21 protein-coding genes are annotated in these 19533 nt (G+C 38.1%); 18 read left to right on the forward strand and 3 right to left on the reverse strand.

Features of this window, described 5'->3' with window-relative positions:
- Positions 1-6: 6 nt before the first annotated feature.
- The 7 genes from MUN87_RS22080 (at position 7) to sufB (ending at position 6486) form a co-directional block, all read left to right on the forward strand.
- On the forward strand, positions 7-333 hold the full coding sequence (locus tag MUN87_RS22080; protein ID WP_244743996.1) for a thioredoxin family protein: 327 nt from the start codon (positions 7-9) through the stop codon (positions 331-333).
- Positions 334-549: 216 nt separating this feature from the next.
- On the forward strand, positions 550-690 hold the full coding sequence (locus MUN87_RS22085; RefSeq protein ID WP_244743997.1) for a YuzK family famiily protein: 141 nt from the start codon (positions 550-552) through the stop codon (positions 688-690).
- A gap of 607 nt (positions 691-1297) precedes the next feature.
- Positions 1298-2083 carry a Fe-S cluster assembly ATPase SufC gene (gene sufC, locus MUN87_RS22090; protein ID WP_244743998.1) on the forward strand — a complete coding sequence of 262 codons (786 nt, stop codon included), beginning with the start codon at positions 1298-1300 and terminating at the stop codon, positions 2081-2083.
- 14 nt (positions 2084-2097) lie between these two features.
- Positions 2098-3405 (forward strand): Fe-S cluster assembly protein SufD, encoded by a 1308-nt coding sequence (gene sufD / locus MUN87_RS22095; protein WP_244743999.1) that lies wholly within the window; start codon positions 2098-2100, stop codon positions 3403-3405.
- On the forward strand, positions 3405-4625 hold the full coding sequence (locus MUN87_RS22100; RefSeq protein WP_244744000.1) for a cysteine desulfurase: 1221 nt from the start codon (positions 3405-3407) through the stop codon (positions 4623-4625). The genes sufD and MUN87_RS22100 overlap by 1 nt, the downstream gene beginning before the upstream one ends.
- The gene (gene sufU, locus MUN87_RS22105; protein WP_244744001.1) at positions 4615-5058 is read left to right on the forward strand and encodes a Fe-S cluster assembly sulfur transfer protein SufU; all 444 of its coding nucleotides are present in this window, start codon (positions 4615-4617) and stop codon (positions 5056-5058) included. The genes MUN87_RS22100 and sufU overlap by 11 nt, the downstream gene beginning before the upstream one ends.
- A gap of 30 nt (positions 5059-5088) precedes the next feature.
- Complete coding sequence (gene sufB, locus MUN87_RS22110; protein WP_244744002.1) at positions 5089-6486, forward strand: Fe-S cluster assembly protein SufB; 1398 nt, start codon at positions 5089-5091, stop codon at positions 6484-6486.
- A gap of 149 nt (positions 6487-6635) precedes the next feature.
- On the opposite strand, the gene MUN87_RS22115 is transcribed toward sufB, so the two are convergent.
- Positions 6636-7055 carry a hypothetical protein gene (locus MUN87_RS22115; RefSeq protein ID WP_244744003.1) on the reverse strand — a complete coding sequence of 140 codons (420 nt, stop codon included), beginning with the start codon at positions 7053-7055 and terminating at the stop codon, positions 6636-6638.
- A gap of 1467 nt (positions 7056-8522) precedes the next feature.
- Between MUN87_RS22115 and MUN87_RS22120 the strand changes: the two genes are divergently transcribed.
- The 7 genes from MUN87_RS22120 (at position 8523) to MUN87_RS22150 (ending at position 15123) form a co-directional block, all read left to right on the forward strand.
- On the forward strand, positions 8523-9356 hold the full coding sequence (locus tag MUN87_RS22120; RefSeq protein ID WP_244744004.1) for a sulfite exporter TauE/SafE family protein: 834 nt from the start codon (positions 8523-8525) through the stop codon (positions 9354-9356).
- Between the two features lie 14 nt (positions 9357-9370).
- Positions 9371-10768 carry a bifunctional metallophosphatase/5'-nucleotidase gene (locus tag MUN87_RS22125; protein WP_244744006.1) on the forward strand — a complete coding sequence of 466 codons (1398 nt, stop codon included), beginning with the start codon at positions 9371-9373 and terminating at the stop codon, positions 10766-10768.
- A gap of 53 nt (positions 10769-10821) precedes the next feature.
- On the forward strand, positions 10822-11124 hold the full coding sequence (locus MUN87_RS22130) for a YunC family protein (protein WP_244744008.1): 303 nt from the start codon (positions 10822-10824) through the stop codon (positions 11122-11124).
- 110 nt (positions 11125-11234) lie between these two features.
- Positions 11235-12332 carry an HD-GYP domain-containing protein gene (locus MUN87_RS22135; protein ID WP_244744010.1) on the forward strand — a complete coding sequence of 366 codons (1098 nt, stop codon included), beginning with the start codon at positions 11235-11237 and terminating at the stop codon, positions 12330-12332.
- Positions 12333-12596: 264 nt separating this feature from the next.
- Positions 12597-13388 carry a sporulation protein YunB gene (yunB, locus tag MUN87_RS22140; protein WP_244744020.1) on the forward strand — a complete coding sequence of 264 codons (792 nt, stop codon included), beginning with the start codon at positions 12597-12599 and terminating at the stop codon, positions 13386-13388.
- Between the two features lie 124 nt (positions 13389-13512).
- On the forward strand, positions 13513-14994 hold the full coding sequence (locus MUN87_RS22145; RefSeq protein WP_244744022.1) for a sodium-dependent transporter: 1482 nt from the start codon (positions 13513-13515) through the stop codon (positions 14992-14994).
- A 27-nt stretch (positions 14995-15021) separates the two neighbouring features.
- The gene (locus tag MUN87_RS22150) at positions 15022-15123 is read left to right on the forward strand and encodes a MetS family NSS transporter small subunit (protein WP_244744024.1); all 102 of its coding nucleotides are present in this window, start codon (positions 15022-15024) and stop codon (positions 15121-15123) included.
- A 31-nt stretch (positions 15124-15154) separates the two neighbouring features.
- Here MUN87_RS22150 and MUN87_RS22155 read toward each other — a convergent pair whose 3' ends face one another.
- Positions 15155-16105: a M23 family metallopeptidase gene (locus MUN87_RS22155; RefSeq protein ID WP_439649677.1), complete on the reverse strand. Its 951-nt coding sequence runs from the start codon at positions 16103-16105 to the stop codon at positions 15155-15157.
- A gap of 122 nt (positions 16106-16227) precedes the next feature.
- Between MUN87_RS22155 and MUN87_RS22160 the strand changes: the two genes are divergently transcribed.
- Positions 16228-16503 carry a YutD family protein gene (locus MUN87_RS22160; protein WP_244744026.1) on the forward strand — a complete coding sequence of 92 codons (276 nt, stop codon included), beginning with the start codon at positions 16228-16230 and terminating at the stop codon, positions 16501-16503.
- 13 nt (positions 16504-16516) lie between these two features.
- Here MUN87_RS22160 and MUN87_RS22165 read toward each other — a convergent pair whose 3' ends face one another.
- The gene (locus MUN87_RS22165; protein ID WP_244744028.1) at positions 16517-16798 is read right to left on the reverse strand and encodes an SAV0927 family protein; all 282 of its coding nucleotides are present in this window, start codon (positions 16796-16798) and stop codon (positions 16517-16519) included.
- A gap of 135 nt (positions 16799-16933) precedes the next feature.
- Here MUN87_RS22165 and MUN87_RS22170 point away from each other — a divergent pair, with 135 nt between their 5' ends.
- From MUN87_RS22170 to MUN87_RS22180, 3 genes are all read left to right on the forward strand, one after another.
- On the forward strand, positions 16934-17374 hold the full coding sequence (locus MUN87_RS22170; protein ID WP_244744030.1) for a DUF86 domain-containing protein: 441 nt from the start codon (positions 16934-16936) through the stop codon (positions 17372-17374).
- Between the two features lie 108 nt (positions 17375-17482).
- Positions 17483-18499, forward strand: a complete 1017-nt coding sequence (gene moaA / locus MUN87_RS22175) for a GTP 3',8-cyclase MoaA (RefSeq protein ID WP_244744032.1) — start codon at positions 17483-17485, stop codon at positions 18497-18499.
- Positions 18500-18517: 18 nt separating this feature from the next.
- Entirely contained in the window at positions 18518-19531 is a 1014-nt protein-coding gene (locus MUN87_RS22180) for a ThiF family adenylyltransferase (RefSeq protein WP_244744042.1), read from the forward strand.
- Positions 19532-19533 lie beyond the last annotated feature (2 nt).

The following is a 19533-nucleotide window of genomic DNA, read 5'->3' on the forward strand; positions in this document are numbered from 1 at the left end:
ATCGCCATGATGGAAATGACAACCGAAAACTTTGCTGAAATCTTGCAAGAAAAAAAGACCTTCGTTATGTTTGTGCATACACCTTTTTGTGCAACATGTCAGTTAGCTGAAAAAATGATCACAGTAATGGAACAGACAGATCCTAGCATTGCATATTACCGTTTGAACGCTTCTTTTTTTCCGACATTTATGGAGTTTAATAAAATTCATAGTGTTCCTGCTTTGTTATTGATCCGTGATGGTCAAGTTATCGATCAGTTGTATGCTTTCGAATCTGTTACTAAATTACATGGTGTAATGGAGGACTGGAAGCAAAAACAGAGCATTTCTTAATATAAGTTAGTAAAAACGACAAAAAGAATATCATTGGTAACCTGTTTGTGAGAAATAAAAGCACGAGCTGCTGTGTAAAAGTAAATAGCGTTATTTGCTTGTTGGTTACACTGTGAGAAAATGTTACAATATAAACTGTCCAAATAAAGAAAGGATGGGTTCATTATTAGTGACCAACTTGCAAATCTACAGTATACACCAGAAATGGAGAAGGCAATGCACCAATCTCATGGCGTTGGCTATGCAGAATACGGTCGTAAGCTTTCAAAAATACTCAATGTAGAAAAGCGAAGAGAAAACAGTTACAAGAAAAGCTTGAATGTTGTAAAAGATATTGAACGACAAGTGCACAGATAAGTAATAGCTGAAGTTAGAGGCAAAGATGAATAAATGAAAATAGACATAAAAAAACAGCTGCATGCGCGCAGCTGTTTTTTCTTATGCGTTTGGAAATTATAACATTTTGCAACTGAAGTAGCTTGACTTCTAGCAGCGCAGTGTTTATTTTGAAATGATTCTTGTGTTGGGAGATCGCTCCGGCCAACCACTTCGCGTCCTGCAGACGCAAAATGGTTGAGCGAAGTGGTTTCCCAGCACATACAATATACCAAAATGGTAGCAATGTTGACATAATCTGTGTTATAGGTAGTAGTATAATCATCACAATCAAAGGAGATCTTTTTTTGTATGATTATAAAATTTAATATGAATGTTATTAATATTTTAAGTTTGTTAAATTTAAGCAATATAGCTTTCCTTTTTCTAAAAAAATACATGAATCGATAATATCCGCTGATATGTGGTATAATAACAGACGGTAGGGAATAGGTCAGTCATTTTTAGATGTAGTGAAATGGTTGATTATAGATTCGAAATAGTATAAGATTATAATGAGAATAAAGTGAGAATGAATTTAATTCCACTTCATATCAATTACATTTATAAGTTTTGGAGGTATGTAGTTATGGCAAGTTCTACTCTAGAAATTAAGGATCTTCATGTTGAAATTGAAGGTCAGGAAATATTAAAAGGTGTTAATCTTACAATCACTGGTGGAGAATTCCACGCAGTAATGGGTCCAAATGGTACAGGTAAATCTACTCTAGCTTCTGCTATCATGGGCCACCCAAAATATGAAGTAACACAAGGGCAGATTCTTCTTGATGGAGAAGATGTTCTGGAAATGGAAGTAGATGAGCGTGCAAAAGCAGGTCTATTCTTAGCAATGCAGTACCCAAGTGAAATTAGCGGTGTTACTACATCTGATTTCTTACGTTCTTCTATCAATGCACAACGTGAAGAAGGCGATGAAATTCCTTTAATGAAATTCATTAAAGAAATGGACGAAGCAATGGATTATCTTGAAATGGACAAAAACATGGCACAACGTTATTTAAATGAAGGTTTCTCTGGCGGTGAGAAAAAACGTAACGAAATTCTTCAGTTAATGATGATTCAACCACAAATTGCTATCTTAGACGAGATTGACTCTGGTCTTGATATCGATGCATTGAAAGTTGTATCAAAAGGAATTAACAAATTGCGAGGTGAAGACTTCGGTTGCTTAATTATTACTCACTATCAACGTCTATTAGACTACATTACTCCAGATAAAGTTCACGTAATGATGCAAGGACGTGTTGTGAAATCTGGAGGACCTGAACTAGCTCAACGCTTAGAAGCGGAAGGTTATGACTGGATTAAGCAAGAATTAGGTATCGAAGATGAAACTGTAGGACAAAAAGCGTAAGTAGGAGGTATCGTATGACTGTGGAAACTAAACTGCCATATGATCAGGACTATGTCCGGTCATTCTCAGAAAATAGAAATGAACCAGAATGGATGAAAAACTTGCGTTTACAGGCACTTGAATTAGCAGAAGGTTTAGAAATGCCTAAGCCTGATAAAACAAGTATTAAGCGCTGGAACTTCGAAGATTATAAACATGATGTAGATGGGGACGCCATTTCATCACTTAATGAATTACCTGAAGACATTCAAGTATTTCTTGATATGGAAAACCAAAACCAAAATTTGGTGATTCAGCGTAATCAATCCGTTGCTTTCAAAACGTTAACAGCTGATCTTGAAGAAAAAGGTGTCATTTTAACGGATATTCAAACTGCATTGAAAGAGCACAGCGATCTTGTACAACGTTACTATATGAAAGACGCGGTACAAATTGATGAACATAAGCTGACAGCATTGCATACTGCTTTAATGAATGGCGGCTTGTTTGTCTACGTACCGAAGAACGTACAAGTTGAAGAACCGCTGCAAGCCATTTTCTGGCAAGAAGATCTAAATGCCGCAACGTTTAACCATGTTATCGTTGTTGCAGAGGCAAACAGTTCTTTAACATATGTGGAGAATTATATTTCACAAAATAAAGAAGAGCATGCAGTAGCAAATATCGTAACGGAAGTTATTGCACATGATAATGCAAATATTAACTTTGGTTCCGTTGATAATTTTGCAGCTGGCACCACGGTTTACGTCAATCGTCGTGGTATTGCTTACCGCGATGCGAAAATAGAATGGAATCTTGGACAAATGAATGATGGTAATACAGTATCAGAAAATATTACACATCTGATTGGAGATAATTCCTATTCGTATGCCAAGACAGTTTCGGTTGGACGTGGCACTCAAGCGCAAAATTACACTGCTAAAATTGTAAACTTCGGTAAGCAAAGTGAAGGCTTAATTTTACAGCACGGTGTAATGAAGGAAAAAGCTTCTACCATCTTCAATGGAATTGGCAAAATTGAATATGGTGCTACTAAAGCTAATGCTGAACAGGAATCAAGAGTATTAATGTTAAGTAAAGATGCGCGTGGAGATGCAAACCCAATTCTTTTAATTGATGAAGATGATGTAACAGCAGGTCACGCGGCATCTGTAGGACGTGTTGACCCGGTTCAATTGTATTATTTAATGAGCCGTGGTATTTCACAACAAGAAGCAGAGCGTTTAATTATTCATGGTTTCTTAGCACCAGTTGTTAAAGAAATTCCGATTACAGCAGTACGTGAGCAATTAACAGAGGTAATCGAAAGGAAAGTATATTAATGAATGTTCAAGCTATTCGTGAGCAGTTTCCAATTTTAAATCAAGAAGTAAATGGTCACCCACTAGTGTATTTAGATTCTGCCGCTACTTCACAGAAGCCGTTACCCGTGATTCAGTCGTTAGAGGCATATTATCGTCAACATAACTCTAATGTGCATCGCGGCGTACACACGCTAGGTACGAGAGCGACAGATCAATACGAAGGAGCAAGAGAAAAGGTCAAAAACTTTATCAATGCAAGCTCCACACAGGAAGTTATCTTCACTCGTGGTACCACTACATCATTAAACATGGTTGCTTACGGATATGCTCGTCATTTTCTTAAAGAAAATGATGAGATTGTCTTAACGCAAATGGAACATCATAGTAATATTATTCCATGGCAACAGGCAGCTAAGTATACTGGTGCTAAGCTTAAATATATTCCGATGGAAGAAGATGGAACCATCACGTTAGACGCTGTTCGCGCAACTGTGACAGACAAAACCAAAATGGTAGCTGTGACACATGTATCAAATGTACTTGGCACAATCAACCCTATTAAAGAAATTGCACAAATTGCTCACGAAAAGGGTGCGATTATCGTTGTGGATGGTGCCCAGAGCGTTCCGCACATGCAGGTAGATATGCAGGAACTCGATTGTGATTTCTATGCCTTTTCCGGTCATAAAATGTGTGCACCGACCGGAATCGGTGTTCTATACGGTAAGAAAGCATTATTGGAGAAGATGGAACCAGTTGAATTTGGTGGAGAAATGATTGATTTCGTTGATTTATATGATTCAACGTGGAAAGAGTTACCTTGGAAATTCGAAGGTGGTACACCTATAATTGCTGGTGCGATCGGTCTAGGAGCAGCTATCGATTTCCTAAGTGAAGTTGGTATGAACAACATCATTGAGCATGAGCAGCAAATTGCCAGCTATGCTCAGGACAAATTGTCCCAAATTGAAGGCATAAACATCTACGGACCAGAGCACCGGGCAGGCTTGGTAACATTTAATATAGAAGGCGTTCACCCACATGATACAGCTACTGTACTGGATGCGGAAGGAATTGCCGTTCGAGCTGGTCACCACTGTGCACAACCATTAATGAAATGGTTAAATGCGACAGCAACCGCAAGAGCAAGCTTCTATTTATATAATGATGAAAGTGATATTGACCGGTTAGCAGAAGGAATTCAGCGAGCGAAGGAGTATTTCGGCGATGTCTTTTGATAATTTGGATACATTGTACAGACAAGTGATTATGGATCATTATAAAAATCCTCGTAACCGTGGAACTTTGGAGCAGGAATCTGTTACAATAGACATGAACAATCCTACATGCGGTGATCGAATAGAACTGCATCTTCAAATAGAAAATGACATTGTTACAGATGCTAAATTTGAAGGAGAAGGATGTTCCATCAGCATGTCATCTGCTTCCATGATGACACAAGCGATCAAAGGGAAAAAGAAGGAAGACGCATTACAGATGTCTTCCATTTTCTCGAAAATGATGTTAGGTGAAGATGTAGAAGAAGTGGATTTCGATTTAGGGGATATTGCAGCACTTCAGGGTGTTACTAAATTCCCAGCAAGAATCAAATGTGCGACGTTGGCGTGGAAGGCAATGGAAAAAGCAGTTGACGCTGATGAACAACAATAAGTTAGAAATCCTAAAATAGGAGGTAATAAAATGGCTAAAAAAGCACCTGAAATAGGCGAATATAAATATGGCTTTCATGACAGAGACGTTTCCATTTTTCGTACTGAAAAAGGTCTTACACGTGCAGTTGTAGAAGAAATTTCTCGTATGAAAGAAGAACCAGAATGGATGTTAGAGTATCGCTTGAAAGCATTGGAACAATTCTATAAAAAACCGATGCCACAGTGGGGCGGAGATCTGTCTGAATTAGATTTTGATGAAATTACGTATTACGTAAAACCATCAGAGCGTTCTGAGCGTTCTTGGGATGAAGTACCTGATGAAATCAAACAAACTTTTGATAAGTTAGGAATTCCAGAAGCAGAACAAAAATATCTTGCTGGTGTATCTGCACAATATGAATCAGAAGTTGTGTATCATAACCTGAAAGAAGATCTGGAGAATTTAGGTATCGTATTTAAAGATACTGATACTGCATTGAAAGAAAATGAGGAATTATTCAAAGAATACTTTGGTAAAGTAATTCCATCTTCAGATAATAAATTTGCTGCGCTAAACTCGGCTGTATGGTCTGGTGGATCGTTTATCTATGTCCCTAAAGGAGTAAAAGCAGAAACACCTTTACAAGCGTATTTCCGTATTAACTCTGAAAACATGGGACAATTTGAACGTACATTGATCATTGTCGATGAAGGTGCATCTGTACACTATGTAGAGGGTTGTACAGCACCAACGTATACAACGAACTCCCTACACAGTGCAGTTGTAGAAATTTTTGTTAAAAAAGATGCGTATTGCCGTTATACAACCATTCAGAACTGGGCGAACAATGTATATAACCTTGTTACGAAACGTGCAACATGTGATGCGAATGCAACAATGGAGTGGATCGATGGTAATATTGGTTCCAAACTTACCATGAAGTACCCAGCGATCATCCTTAAAGGAGAAGGTGCACGTGGTAACACGCTTTCTATCGCGCTTGCAGGTAAAGGGCAGCACCAGCACGCTGGTGCAAAAATGCATCACTTGGCACCAAATACTTCTTCAACAATCGTATCAAAATCGATTTCGAAGCAAGGCGGTAAAGTAACATACCTTGGTATGGTACATTTTGGCCGTAAAGCAGATAATGCTCGTTCCAATATTGAGTGCGATACGTTAATTATGGATAATAAATCAACTTCAGATACTATTCCGTATAACGAAATTTTAAATGAAAACATTTCGTTAGAGCACGAAGCAAAAGTATCTAAAGTATCAGAAGAACAATTATTCTATTTAATGAGCCGTGGTATTTCAGAAGAAGAGGCTACAGAAATGATCGTAATGGGCTTCATCGAGCCATTTACAAAAGAACTTCCAATGGAATATGCAGTCGAAATGAACCGTCTTATTAAGTTCGAAATGGAAGGTTCCATCGGTTAATACAGAAAAAACCTTGCCCACCTGTGGCAAGGTTTTTTTGATCATTTAAGAAAGCATATAAGTGCAGTCACAGCAGTAAACATATGAACATGAAGTGGAATTCTTTAAAGTGGGTTATGTCTGGTTTTTTAATTTCTGCAAAGTAGTAACTAATAAATAGTTTTAGATACATGCTTGCCGAACGCTTTTGTAAAAATAAATTCCAAACTTTTTAGTGTGAAATAAAAAATCATACTTGCGATTGTACAGAAAATTAAAATACCTAAGTCATATAAAAGTGGATTACCTTCCATTACATTTATAATTTTCATGATTAAACCAACGATAAAACCGGCAATTACATAATTGACCAGTCGCACTCCTTTATCGATTTTATCAATTAGTATTGATGCAGGTACTCCAAGAAGTAAGAAAAAAGGGAATGAATACGAATAAATTATTAAGAATGTAATGAGAAATGGTGTTCCTGTTAAGTAAGTATAGCTTGAACCGGTTATGATATCAGATACTAAAAAAGAAACATAAAGAATACATGGGGCAATTACAGATGTAAAGATTCTTTTCAACATTATTCCTCCTAACATGTATACTATAACACTAAGAATGAACAAATACATTATTTACAAACGGTAGATAAAAATTATAACAAACAAGAGACACTTGTCAGCTAGAACAAAATGAATGCTCTTTTAAGATAATTGCCTTCATGTTCCAAAATTGAAACCAATTATTATTTTATTCGTAAATAATGAGAGATAAAAATTTCAATATAGTTGTTATAAAAATACAGTAAAGTTGTGGAGGGATTACATGGCTGAAGGTTTTTTTCTATTACTTATTGTATTAATAACTGTTGTGATCATCGGAAAGAGAAAAAAGAATAATAAATCGTAAGGGAGCAGCTTTTACGCTGGTCCTTTCTAATCAGTCAAGAAAGAAAGTGCAGTCACAGCATTAATCAAATGAACATGAAGCTGAATCCTTATAAGATGGATTATGTTAGGGTAAGGCTGTATTGTTAAATAGTAATTTTGATAGTTAAAATCTGCTTAGCAAAGCTCCGGAAATAGGCTCCGCGTCCTGTGGGGCACGGCTTGACCTAGGCTACTACTTGAATTACTTCCTTGCTGCCTTGTGCCGAGGAAGCTCACTTCGAAGCGATACTTTCAGACGCAGGCACAAACTAAGTGGATCTTCAGCTCGCGCTGAGGCATGAGGAGTCTTCGCCTATTTCCTACGCTTTAGGGAAGTGCTACATCATATGGAACAGCTAAAAGCAGTGGATCTAGACATTTTTCAATAGCTATTATATATGCATACGATCACTATGCTAGCTCTTACAAAAATTGTAGAGTCCCAATTCTAGCGTAGGCCAACCACGGAGACTCCCGCGGGATTATGCAGGCGCTGAAGATCCACAACGTCTGCACCTGTGTCTTCTAGTAAAGCTTCGAAGTAGGCTTCCTCGGTGCAAGGCAGCAAAGAAGTATTTCGGGTAGTAGCCTAGCTTTAGCCGTGCCCCGCAGGACGCGAAGTGGTTGGACGGAGCGGTATTCTATTACATAAAAAATCTCAATATGGATACTTGGCTAGTAGCTTAGTTAACATAATCCATATTATAGGTAGTTATATAAAAGTTAAATCAACTAGGACCGGGCGGATTATGCCCGGTTTTCTTGTACGTCAAGAAAGTATAAATTTTGGGCTATATGATGTTCGCTGACAGAAACGTCCACGTCCGGCTCCAGCGCGCAGAGACTAGGCGACTTCGCGAAATCGCTCTACGATAAGTCATCATCGATTCGCAAGCTCACCGTGATTCCTTTATCTCAGTTGATTCGCTCCACTCGCTACGTCTCTAAACGGGCGCTTGCGCCTTTGTTCTCAGTATATAAAGAATAACAGCTAATTTTACATTTTTAAAAGAACTGACTGCCTTTTTGCAAATTTGCTTGATTGGATAAATAAATCGTTAACCTATATAATAGAGTGAGTACCTTCAACATAAAACTTTACATAAGATAGTAGGGATAATAGTGGTTATCATAATTTGCCTGGTTATCGGCCTGTTATCGGCAATGATAGGGAGTATCGTCGGATTAGGTGGCGGTGTAATATTAGTACCAGCGCTACTCATCCTTCATACAACGACACAACTGTTTCAGTGGGCGGATGCAAGTACAATCGTTGGTATATCGCTAATTGTTATGATTTTTACGGCAATGTCATCTACATATGCCTATGCCAAAAGTCATCGAATTGATTATACGAGTGGAATTTATTTTATCGCGGGTAGTGTTCCTGGTGGTATCCTTGGATCATGGATGAACCAATTTGTGCAAACAGATTTGTTTTCCGTCTATTTAGGGATATTTATGTTATTGATATTTCTGATTTTTTTATTCAAAAAATCAGAGCCGTCACCTGTTGCTACTGAAAAGATGCACCATTCACGCAAGGTGATCCGTGAAGTGCAAATAGGTTCCCGAAGTTATTATTACTCCTTTTCACCATTGTTTGCCTGCGGGATTGCCTTTTTAGTTGGAAACTTATCTGGTTTCTTTGGCATTGGTGGAGGCTCACTAATGGTGCCTGCTATGATTTTATTTTTTCATTTTCCACCGCATATAGCGACGGCAACTTCGATGTTTATGATATTGGCCTTAAGTATGGTCAGTTCTGTAACTCACATTGCTTTGGGGCATATTGAATGGAACTATGTCTGGGCATTTATCCCTGGCGCATGGCTTGGAGGCGTTCTTGGGGCAAAGTTAAATCAAAAGATGTCGAGTAAAGCAGTCGAATACCTGCTGCGAATTATCCTGCTTATTATTGGTATTCGTTTAATTTGGCAAGGTTTGTTCAGTTAGAGGAGGGTCACGTCATGATGGAACATATTCATTTCTATTATTGTAATGATTTACATAGTCACTTCGAACAATGGCCACAGATTGTTCATTATTTTAAACAGAAAAAAATACAGCACCAAAGACATAATCAGGAATCCTGGTTGATTGATATTGGAGATCATGTCGACAGATCTCACCCTATTGCAGAAGCATACAAAGGGAAGGCAAATGTCGAACTGTTAAATGAGGCTGGCTTTGATTTTGCAACGCTTGGAAATAATGAAGGCATCACGCTCGAATATAATGACCTGTATCATTTGTATGATCAGGCAGATTTCCAAGTTACCTGTGCCAATTTGCGGTCGATCGATGGCAAGCAGCCAGCTTGGTTAAAAAAAAGTATTGCATTTACCACAAACGAAAACACTCGCGTCAAAATCCTTGGTTTAACGGCACCATTTAACCCGTTCTATAACCCGTTAGGCTGGCAAGTAGAAACTCCGCTTGGTTATTTGTCACGTGAAATAAATAAGTTAAAAGAAGATGCGGATATCTTGATTCTTTTATCCCATCTCGGCTACTCAGAAGATCAAATGATTGCCGAGAAATTTCCTCAGATTGATATTATTATCGGTGGACATACACATCACTTATTGAAAAATGGGGAAGTGGTGAACCAAACCCTACTAACAGCTGCAGGGAAGCATGGCAAATATGTTGGCGAAATTCACATTGACTGGGATCGAACGTCAGGTGAGATCGTTGATAAACAAGCATTTGCTGTGGAAACGGAACATATGCAGCAAGACCAACATACTCTTCGCTCACTTCAATTAAAAAGTGAACAGGCAGCAGACCAGTTGAACCAGCCAGTTACTTATTTACAGCACCAGCTAGAAGTAGATTGGTATAAACGGACACCAGTTATTCAATTATTAACAGATGAATTGAAGAAGTGGACCAACGCTGAGATCAGTATGTTAAATGCCGGCCTTCTGCTGGAAAGTATCGAACCTGGCTATGTCACGTATGGCGATGTACACCGTATTTGTCCTCACCCGATCAATCCCTGTACGGTAGAACTAAGAGGAATTGAAATTTTGGAGGTTGTCCGTGGTGCATACAATCAGCGGTTAGTGGAATTAGAACTGATGGGGTTTGGCTTTAGAGGTAAGATTCTTGGCGCTTTTGTCTTTAGTGGTATTGAAGTGCAAACGACTTTTGATGAAGATGGTGTGGAGCATGTTCAGAAAGTATTACTGCACAATAAGGAATTAGAGCATGAGCGGGTATACACCTTTGCTACAGCGGACATGTTTACCTTTGGCAAGATGTTTCCGGAGATTGCCCGATCGAAGACAAAACAGTTTTATTTACCAGAATTTCTCAGAGATTTATTGCGGGAGGCTCTGCAAAATAGATTATCGGATTGAATACACACATACACCCAATCTTCATATTTTATATGGAGAGGGGTGTTTTTATTATGATGGAAATGAAACCAATTGAAATTAGGGGCCATGCATTTACTGCTGTAACGGTTCGCTTACCATATACCAATTTATTAGTAATTACGAACGAAAAAGGCTATGTGATGTGTGGTGCATTGGATGTAGATTTATTAAATGACCGGCTGACAGATCGGCCTATTATTGCTGGCCGTGCAGTTGGAGTAAAAACAATAGAAGATTTACAGAAAGCAACGTTAGACAAAGTGACAAATCATTCCAAGCAATTCGGATGGTACGAAGGGATGCCAATAGAGGAAGCCTTATTGAAGATTGTGTGAAATTTGTCTAGGAAAAATGTGAAAATTACACAATTTAATGACAATAATACTAGATTAAACAGACATAATCTGATAAAATTTTACCAAAATGATAAAATAGGTGTATGTCGATGAAATTAATTCCAACTAAAAATATCCGTCCCGGTTTTGAATTAGCGAAGCCTATTTATGATGAGCGTGGAAGGATTCTTGTTCAAAAAGAAGTAAGGTTAACCCAATCTATGGTCCATCGATTGCAGAATTTAGGCGTAACGTATGTTTTCATTCGTGAGAAGGATACGGAGGATATTTATGTTCATCCACCAATTCCAGACCAGCAAAGAATGGAAGCGATTCAGCAAATCAAAGAGACTTTCAAATCTGTTGAGGTGCAGGGTATCTCTAATCAGCGTAACTATTTATTAGAAAAAGCTGCAAATAAATTAAATTATCTGGTTACGGAAATCGCAGCGGAATTGGGAAAAAACGAAGATGTGATTCATTATTTATCTGATCTGTTGATTATTGATGATTATGTTTTTTCTCATTCCTTAAATGTTAGTTTGTATACTCTGGCACTGGCACAAGAGAAGAATATGAAAAGAACGGAATTAGAACAGCTTGGATTAGGGGCAATCTTGCATGATATAGGAAAAATAATTCTGCCCGATGAAATATTAAACAAACCTGGAAAATTGTCAGATGCGGAATTTCAAATAGTACAATCCCATACCGATTATGGCTTTGAGATGTTAAGGAAGGTGCCTGGAATTCCATTACTTGTTGCCCATTGTGCTTTTCAACATCATGAACGATTGGACGGATCCGGTTATCCAAGGGGGATTACAGAAGCTGTGATTCATCCCTTTGCCAGAATGATTGGTGTTGCAGATGTGTTTGATGCGGTAACAAGTAATCGAGTGTATCGTGAAGCGATGTTGCCCCATGAGGGACTGGAAATACTTTATAGTGGTGCTGGTACACTTTTTGATAAATCATTAGTTGAAACATTTAAGAAAACCATTGCACTCTATCCAAATGGTATGACAGTTCAATTGAGTGATGGCAGCGAAGGGGTCGTTGCACGCCAAAATTATCAACTGTTAGAAAGACCTGTCGTACGAATATTGAAAGAGAACGGTGTTAAGGTCAGTCCTTATGATCTGAATCTGGCCAAGGTGCTTAACGTTATGATTATTCACACAAACAAACTCAGTCCTGTTAAATAATAGCTGGTTAGAACGCAGCTTGGTCCTGACTAAATTCGAGATATGCAGCTATTTATATAACGGATTATGCAAATGGGGTCTTTATAACAATTTCATAGTTACCACTAAGCTAGACATAATCCGTATTATAAGCAGCCAATCTTCTGTTTTACATTTTTGCACTTGTTAATGTGAGTGGCTAGGTGCAATCTTATAAATAAAAATTTTATAGATTTATCTCTAAATAAATCCCCCAATCATATGAATGAATTGGGGGGTTTTTATATGCCAAAGAAAAGATGGGTTAAAAAAAGAAAAGCAGCAACACCTCCAAGCCAGGTTGTGTTTATTTCCTTTTTCTTTTTTATACTGGCAATGATTGCAAGTCTATATGTGGTGAATGCAGGAATTAAACCGGTTTTGCTCGATTATGCGGAAACTAGGGTAACAGCAATTGCTAATCAGGCGATGGGAATTGCTGTTAGTAAAAAAATATCAGAAGATTTAGATGCGGAAGAATTAATTCAAACGCAAGTCGATGAACAAGGCAGAGTCGAAAGTTATACGTTTAATGCAGTAGTAGAAAATAGGGTGCAGCGAAACATTCAATATCGAGTCGAAAATTTTCTGAAGCTGTTAGAAGAAGGGGAAAGGCCAGAAACGGGTGTACCATTAGAATTGGAAAAGGATCTTGATCCTACAGAACAAGAGTTGTTAGATGAAATAAGAGAAAAGGGTTTACTGGTAGAAGTTCCTTTAGGTCAAGCTTTAGGTATTCCAATATTAGCTAATTTAGGCCCGAAAATCCCCATTAACTTAGAAGTTATCGGTACAGTTGGTACAGAAATAACGAGTGAATTAGCCCAAACAGGAATTAATGGTGCGTGGATTGATATTAATGTGCACATTACAGTTGAAATGAGGGTAGTGATTCCATTTGCTTCTGCACCTACTAAACTCGAACAAGACATACCAGTTTCAAAGGTTTTTCATCCTGGTGATGTACCAGATTACTATCATGATGGAGAAGGTTCTTCTAATCTCTCTGTACCGATTGAGCCGGATTTAATCGAGTAGGAATAAATACCTTATTTTACCTTTGACAGAATATTTGAAAGTTCGTTATAATTTCAAAGATTAGCAATATATAATTTTCAGAATTATTTTAATCATTTGTCAAAAGAAGAAAGGGGTTTATGTGATGGAAAATAGATCACAATGGGGAACACGGATGGGGTTCCTGCTTGCAGCAATTGGCTCTGCTGTAGGATTAGGAAACATTTGGCGATTCCCGGCAACAGCATTTGAAAACGGCGGAGGTGCATTCTTTGTACCATATTTATTTGCCTTATTAACAGCAGGAATTCCATTGCTGATTATGGAGTATACAATTGGTCACAAATATCGCAGTTCTTCACCACGAAGTTTTGCTAAAATAAGTAAAGGGATGGAATGGATAGGATGGTGGCAAGTATTTATTTCATTTGTTATTTCCACTTATTATCCGATTATTATCGCCTGGTCCTTAATGTATGCATATTTCTCATTTGGAACAAAATGGGGAGACGATCCAACCGGCTTCTTCGTTGGCGACTATCTAAACCTTGCTGATGCAGGAACATTCGGATCTTTTGTTCCTTCCGTATTATTACCATTGATTGCCGTTTGGATTCTCGTTTTCTTCTTTTTAGGACGAGGAGTGAAGAAAGGAATTGAATTTGCAAATAGAATTTTTATTCCGACATTATTTATTGTTTTCTTTATTATTGTTATCCGTGCCATTACTTTACCAGGAGCTGTCGAAGGTTTAAATGCTTTCTTTGAGCCAGATTGGAGCAGCATCTTGAATGGGTCTGTCTGGGTAGCAGCATATGGTCAAATCTTTTTCAGCTTGTCGATTGCATTTGCCATTATGATAACTTATTCATCTTATTTACCAAAAAAATCGGATATTACGAATAATGCATTTATTACCGGTTTTGCCAATTCTTCTTTTGAGTTGTTAGCTGGTATTGGGGTGTTTGCAGCTTTAGGTTTTATGGCACAACAATCTGGCGTCAGCGTTTCAGAAGTAGTACAGGGTGGGGTTGGACTAGCATTTATGGTTTTTCCTGAGATTATCAGTCAAATGCCAGGGTCTGCCTTCTTCGGATTTTTGTTCTTTGCTTCTTTATTCTTAGCAGGACTATCTTCCATGATATCCATTTCGGAAACGTATATTGCAGGTATTCAAGAGAAATTCTCTATTTCCCGTAGATCTGCCGTTCTGATAGGTGGAGGACTAGCGTTTATTGTATCGTTATTTTATGCCAACCAAGGTGGCTTAAACCTGTTAGATACAGTCGATCACTTTATCAATAATTATGGCGTTGCTTTAGCTGGTTTATTTGAAGTAGTAGCCATTGCATGGTTTGCCCGTGAGCTAAAGAATTTACAATCTCATGCGGATTCGGTATCCGATATCAAACTAGGGGTATGGTGGAGACTTAGTTTAAGTATTATAACACCAGTAATTCTTGGCTGTATGATGCTTTTGAATTTAAAAAATGAACTATCAGAAGCTTATGAAGGTTATCCGATTGATTACCTATTCACGTACGGCTGGGTCGTGGCGATTGGTGCTATGTTCTTCGGTGCATTACTGACGATCAAAAAATGGCCTGAGAAAGATCATGAGGCTTAAATGAAAGAATCAAAGGAGGTTTACTTCATGACAGGAAGTGCAATTGTAATGGCGATTATCGGAGGCGTTATTATTTGGGGCGGTTTAATTGTAAGTATATTAAACGCGAAAAATGCTTCCAATAATTAATGATAAAAGATCCGTAAAGAGGATGCCCTCTTTACGGATCTTTTCTTTCCCATCTTTTCAAATTTGGGAAAGGATCAAAGGACCATTCTGTTTTGCCATTGTCTTTATACAAACCGTAATGTAAGTGAGGCGGGAATTTGCCTGAAGTACCTGGAGGCCCGTAGCCTGATGCCCCAACGGAGCCGATTGTTTGTCCGGCTTCGACGATATCACCAATCTCTAATCCGTCAGCAAATCCGTTTAAGTGTGCATAATAATGGTATCGATTGTAAATATCTCGAATACCGATGCGCCATCCGCCGTACTTATTCCAGCCTTTAAGTTCAATGATCCCATAGGTAGTTGCTCTTACTGGTGTTCCATAATTGGCAAAGATATCGGTTCCTTCATGAATACGACGACCACCGAATCCACGAGCATCTCCCCAAGTATTCCGGTAGCTGTAATTATAGCCTTTTGGGATGGGGAACGCTGTTTCGTCGAGGTCAATCTTCTGATATGTTTCGAATAATCGGGCATAGTTCATAATAGATAAAACAGTTAGTTCGCGTTTGTAATAATTCCAAAGTCCAGTGCGTATATCTTGAGGAGTGTTTCCATATTGTTGTAAGTAGTTGGCGATTGTATATAGTACATCATACTGATTATTTCGATCTGCAATTCCATCTCCGTCGCCATCTTTCCCGATTCCGCCAAATAATAAAAGGGTTTCCTCATCTGCAGGTTCTTCAACAGGAGCTGCACCATACCATTTTTCTTTTGGGATATTCATATGGATCAGCGCATCTTCTGCAGGATCTTCCGCGATATTTGCTTCATATCGGTTCATGGCTGCTAAATAATGCCAAGGGATAAGTGTAATTGCTTCGATTTGCTTATATAATGTGATTTTTTGCTGTTCGATATCCACATTTTCTTCTGCATGTGCTATAGTAGAGAGAAGAAAAAAACTAAGGAATATACAAACTGTATAGCGCTGAATCAATAAAAATAACCTCCTTCTGTTATTGCAATCATATCGTTAGTTTGGTTATAAAAATTGATTTCATGCTAGCAACATTTGTTAATTTGACTAACTTGATGAAAAAAAAGGTGTGAAATAGATTGGTTGAGGTACAAGGTCACCGCTATCAAATTATTAAAGATTATCGAAATGGCTTTGAAGAGAAAGCCTTTAAGGACAGATATACCGATATTTTAACTAAATACGACTTTATTGTTGGAGACTGGGGTTATGAGCAGTTACGTCTGAAAGGTTTTTATGATGACCAGAACCCGAAGGCCACTTTTGATACAAAAATCAGTACATGTGAAGATTATTTATATGAATACTGTAATTTTGGCTGCCGTTTCTTTATCGTGAAGCAAATGGAAAACTAACACCGTTATTGTGTTAGTTTTCCTGTAATATCTTCTTTAAATAAGTGCGGAAATCGTCCGCTTCCAATTGACTGTACTGAAAAGCATGCTCAACAAACTCCGTACTTTCAAGCTTCGATTCGTTTAACTTAGAATACTTATTGGTATTCAAATCTACGATGATTAACTCATCACCCAAGCCTTTAGAAGAAATAATAGCAAGGTCAAAGCGATCTAGTCCACCTTTAAAGCTAACAAAACGAAGATTACTGTTTTCTTGTTCGTTCTTAATAAATGAAAGACGATCGTTTGGCATAATTAGTCACTCCTTTTTACTTGATTCAGAATTGTATGATAATTAGACTACCCTTAAATAAACATAAGATATCCTTAACGTCAACTAATTATATATGGTATCATGTAAATAAGTTGTCAACGAGGGGGAGTCATCGTGTATTTTGTTGATATGAGACAAATGAATGAAACACTTAATTTTTTTGATGAAACGTTAACGATAGTAAAAGAACAGCAATTTTCAACTTCATTGGAGTATTTTGCTTTGGAACGGATCACACATGTATTAATCGAAGCGATTATTGATACAGGTAATATGATGATTGACGGTTTTATAATGAGAGATCCAGGAAGTTATCTTGATATTGTCCATATTCTAGCTGATGAGAATGTATTGCCGGAAGAAGATATTAAGGCGTATGAAGATATAGTAAGCATTCGTAAGAAATTGGTGCAGGATTATAAAAAAATGGACCATCAGGAAATTCACACACTGTTAACGGAGAACCTTCCAGTATTACTGCAATTTACCACACATATTCGCAGCTATTTGGCCAGTGAAATGGGGATTGCTAATACATTTACCAATATTAATTAAATGGCAGTAAGCATTCTTCTGATAAGAATGCTTACGTTTAATCCGAAATGTGATATGTATCACAAATAAGCATTCGAGCAGAAAAATAAAGGAATGGAGCGATGCTATATGCAACAATCAGTCATAACGGATAAATTTGGTCGAGCCCTGCAGGACTTGCGAATCTCAGTGACAGATCGTTGCAATTTTCGCTGTCGCTATTGTATGCCTCGAGAAATCTTTGGCAAAGACTTTGTATTTCTTCCGAAAGAGCATTTGTTGAGCTTTGAGGAAATTGAACGTCTAGCAAAAATTTTTCTTAAATTAGGTGTTCGAAAAATCCGGCTAACAGGTGGAGAACCGTTATTAAGAAAGGGCATTGTTTCGTTAGTTGAACGATTAGCAGCATTAGATGGTCTTCAGGACATCGGTTTAACGACAAATGCTGTACTGCTAGGCAAAATGGCTGAGGATCTGAAAGCAGCAGGGTTAAAACGAGTCAATGTCAGTCTGGATGCGATTGAAGATGAAACATTTAAGCAGATTAATGATAGTAATTACCGGACCCAGCCAGTTATTGATAGTATTATCAAAGCGAAAGAAGCCGGATTAGAAGTGAAAGTCAACATGGTTGTCAAAAAAGGGATGAATGATCACCAGGTTATCCCGATGGCTGCTTTTTTTAAAGATTTGGGTGTTACCCTGCGATATATCGAATTCATGGATGTAGGGCAGACGAACGGTTGGGATTTTAAGCATGTACTTACTAAGAAAGAAATATTCGACATGCTCCGTGATCATTATTCACTAGAACCAGTGAACCCATCTTATTTTGGCGAAGTAGCCAAAAGGTATCGTTATCAAGGTACTAACACAGAAGTGGGTTTTATCACATCTGTTTCCGAATCTTTTTGTTCCTCCTGTACACGGGCAAGAATTGCAGCAGACGGCAACTTCTATACTTGTTTATTTGCAGGGGAAGGGTTTAATTTAAAAGATCTTTTGCGGAGCGGTATAAGTGATGAGCAAATGGAAGAAACAATCGTGTCTCGCTGGAAATACCGCGAGGACCGTTACTCCGACGAACGGACCGAAGAAACGGCTCGTAACCGTAAGAAAATTGAAATGTCGTATATCGGTGGATAAGAAAGGAAGTATAGTCCTATGCCAAAATTGGATAGATATAATCGCCAAATGCTTTTCAAAGGAATTGGCGAAGCGGGTCAACGAAAATTGTTAGCGAAGCAGGTTTTGATCGTCGGATGTGGTGCATTAGGATCATCTGCAGCGGAAATTCTTGCTCGAGCCGGAGTGGGGAAACTGACCATCATTGATCGCGATTATGTCGAATGGACGAATTTACAAAGGCAGCATTTGTTTACGGAAGAAGATGCGCGCAATCAAATCCCAAAAGCGGTAGCGGCTAGTGATCATTTAACAAAAATTAACAGCGATACGGAAATAATCCCGGTAGTGATAGACGCGACTGCAGAGAATCTTGAAAGCTATGTACAACAAGCAGATATCGTAATCGATGCAACCGATAATTTTGATATCCGATTTATCTTGAATGATCTCTGTCAAAAAAATAAAACAATATGGATTTTTGGGGCTTGTGTAGGCAGTTCCGGTATGACGTTTACGATTATTCCGCAAAAGACACCATGTTTGGATTGTTTGTTAAAGGTTACACCAATGTTTGGTGCAACTTGTGACGCTGTTGGTGTTATTGGTCCTGCAGTACAAATGGTGGTAGCACACCAAACGACAGAAGCTATCAAACTGTTAACTGGAGCTGACGATGACGTAAGCAGTAAATTAATGATTTTCGATCTGTGGCATCATCATTACCAAACGATTGATGTCAGCAAAGCAAAACAGTCACAATGTTCCAGTTGTGGTGTTTCGCCTGAGTATCCGAATCTTGCTTACCAAAATCAAACAAAAACAGAAATTTTATGCGGACGGGATACCGTTCAAATTCGTGGGAAGAAATTCAGTTTCTCTGATTTGCAACAAAAGCTATCCAGTTTTCAAAATGTGCAAGAGAATGCCTTTTTACTATCGGCAGATATCCATGATAAACGTATTGTTTTCTTTCAGGACGGGCGAACCTTTATTCATGGTACTCATTCAATTGAAGAGGCTAAAAAATTATATTATCAGATTGTTGGTTAGGA

Origin of the sequence: Gracilibacillus salinarum, assembly GCF_022919575.1 — a bacterium.
GTDB classification, from domain to species: Bacteria; Bacillota; Bacilli; order Bacillales; family Amphibacillaceae; genus Gracilibacillus; species Gracilibacillus salinarum.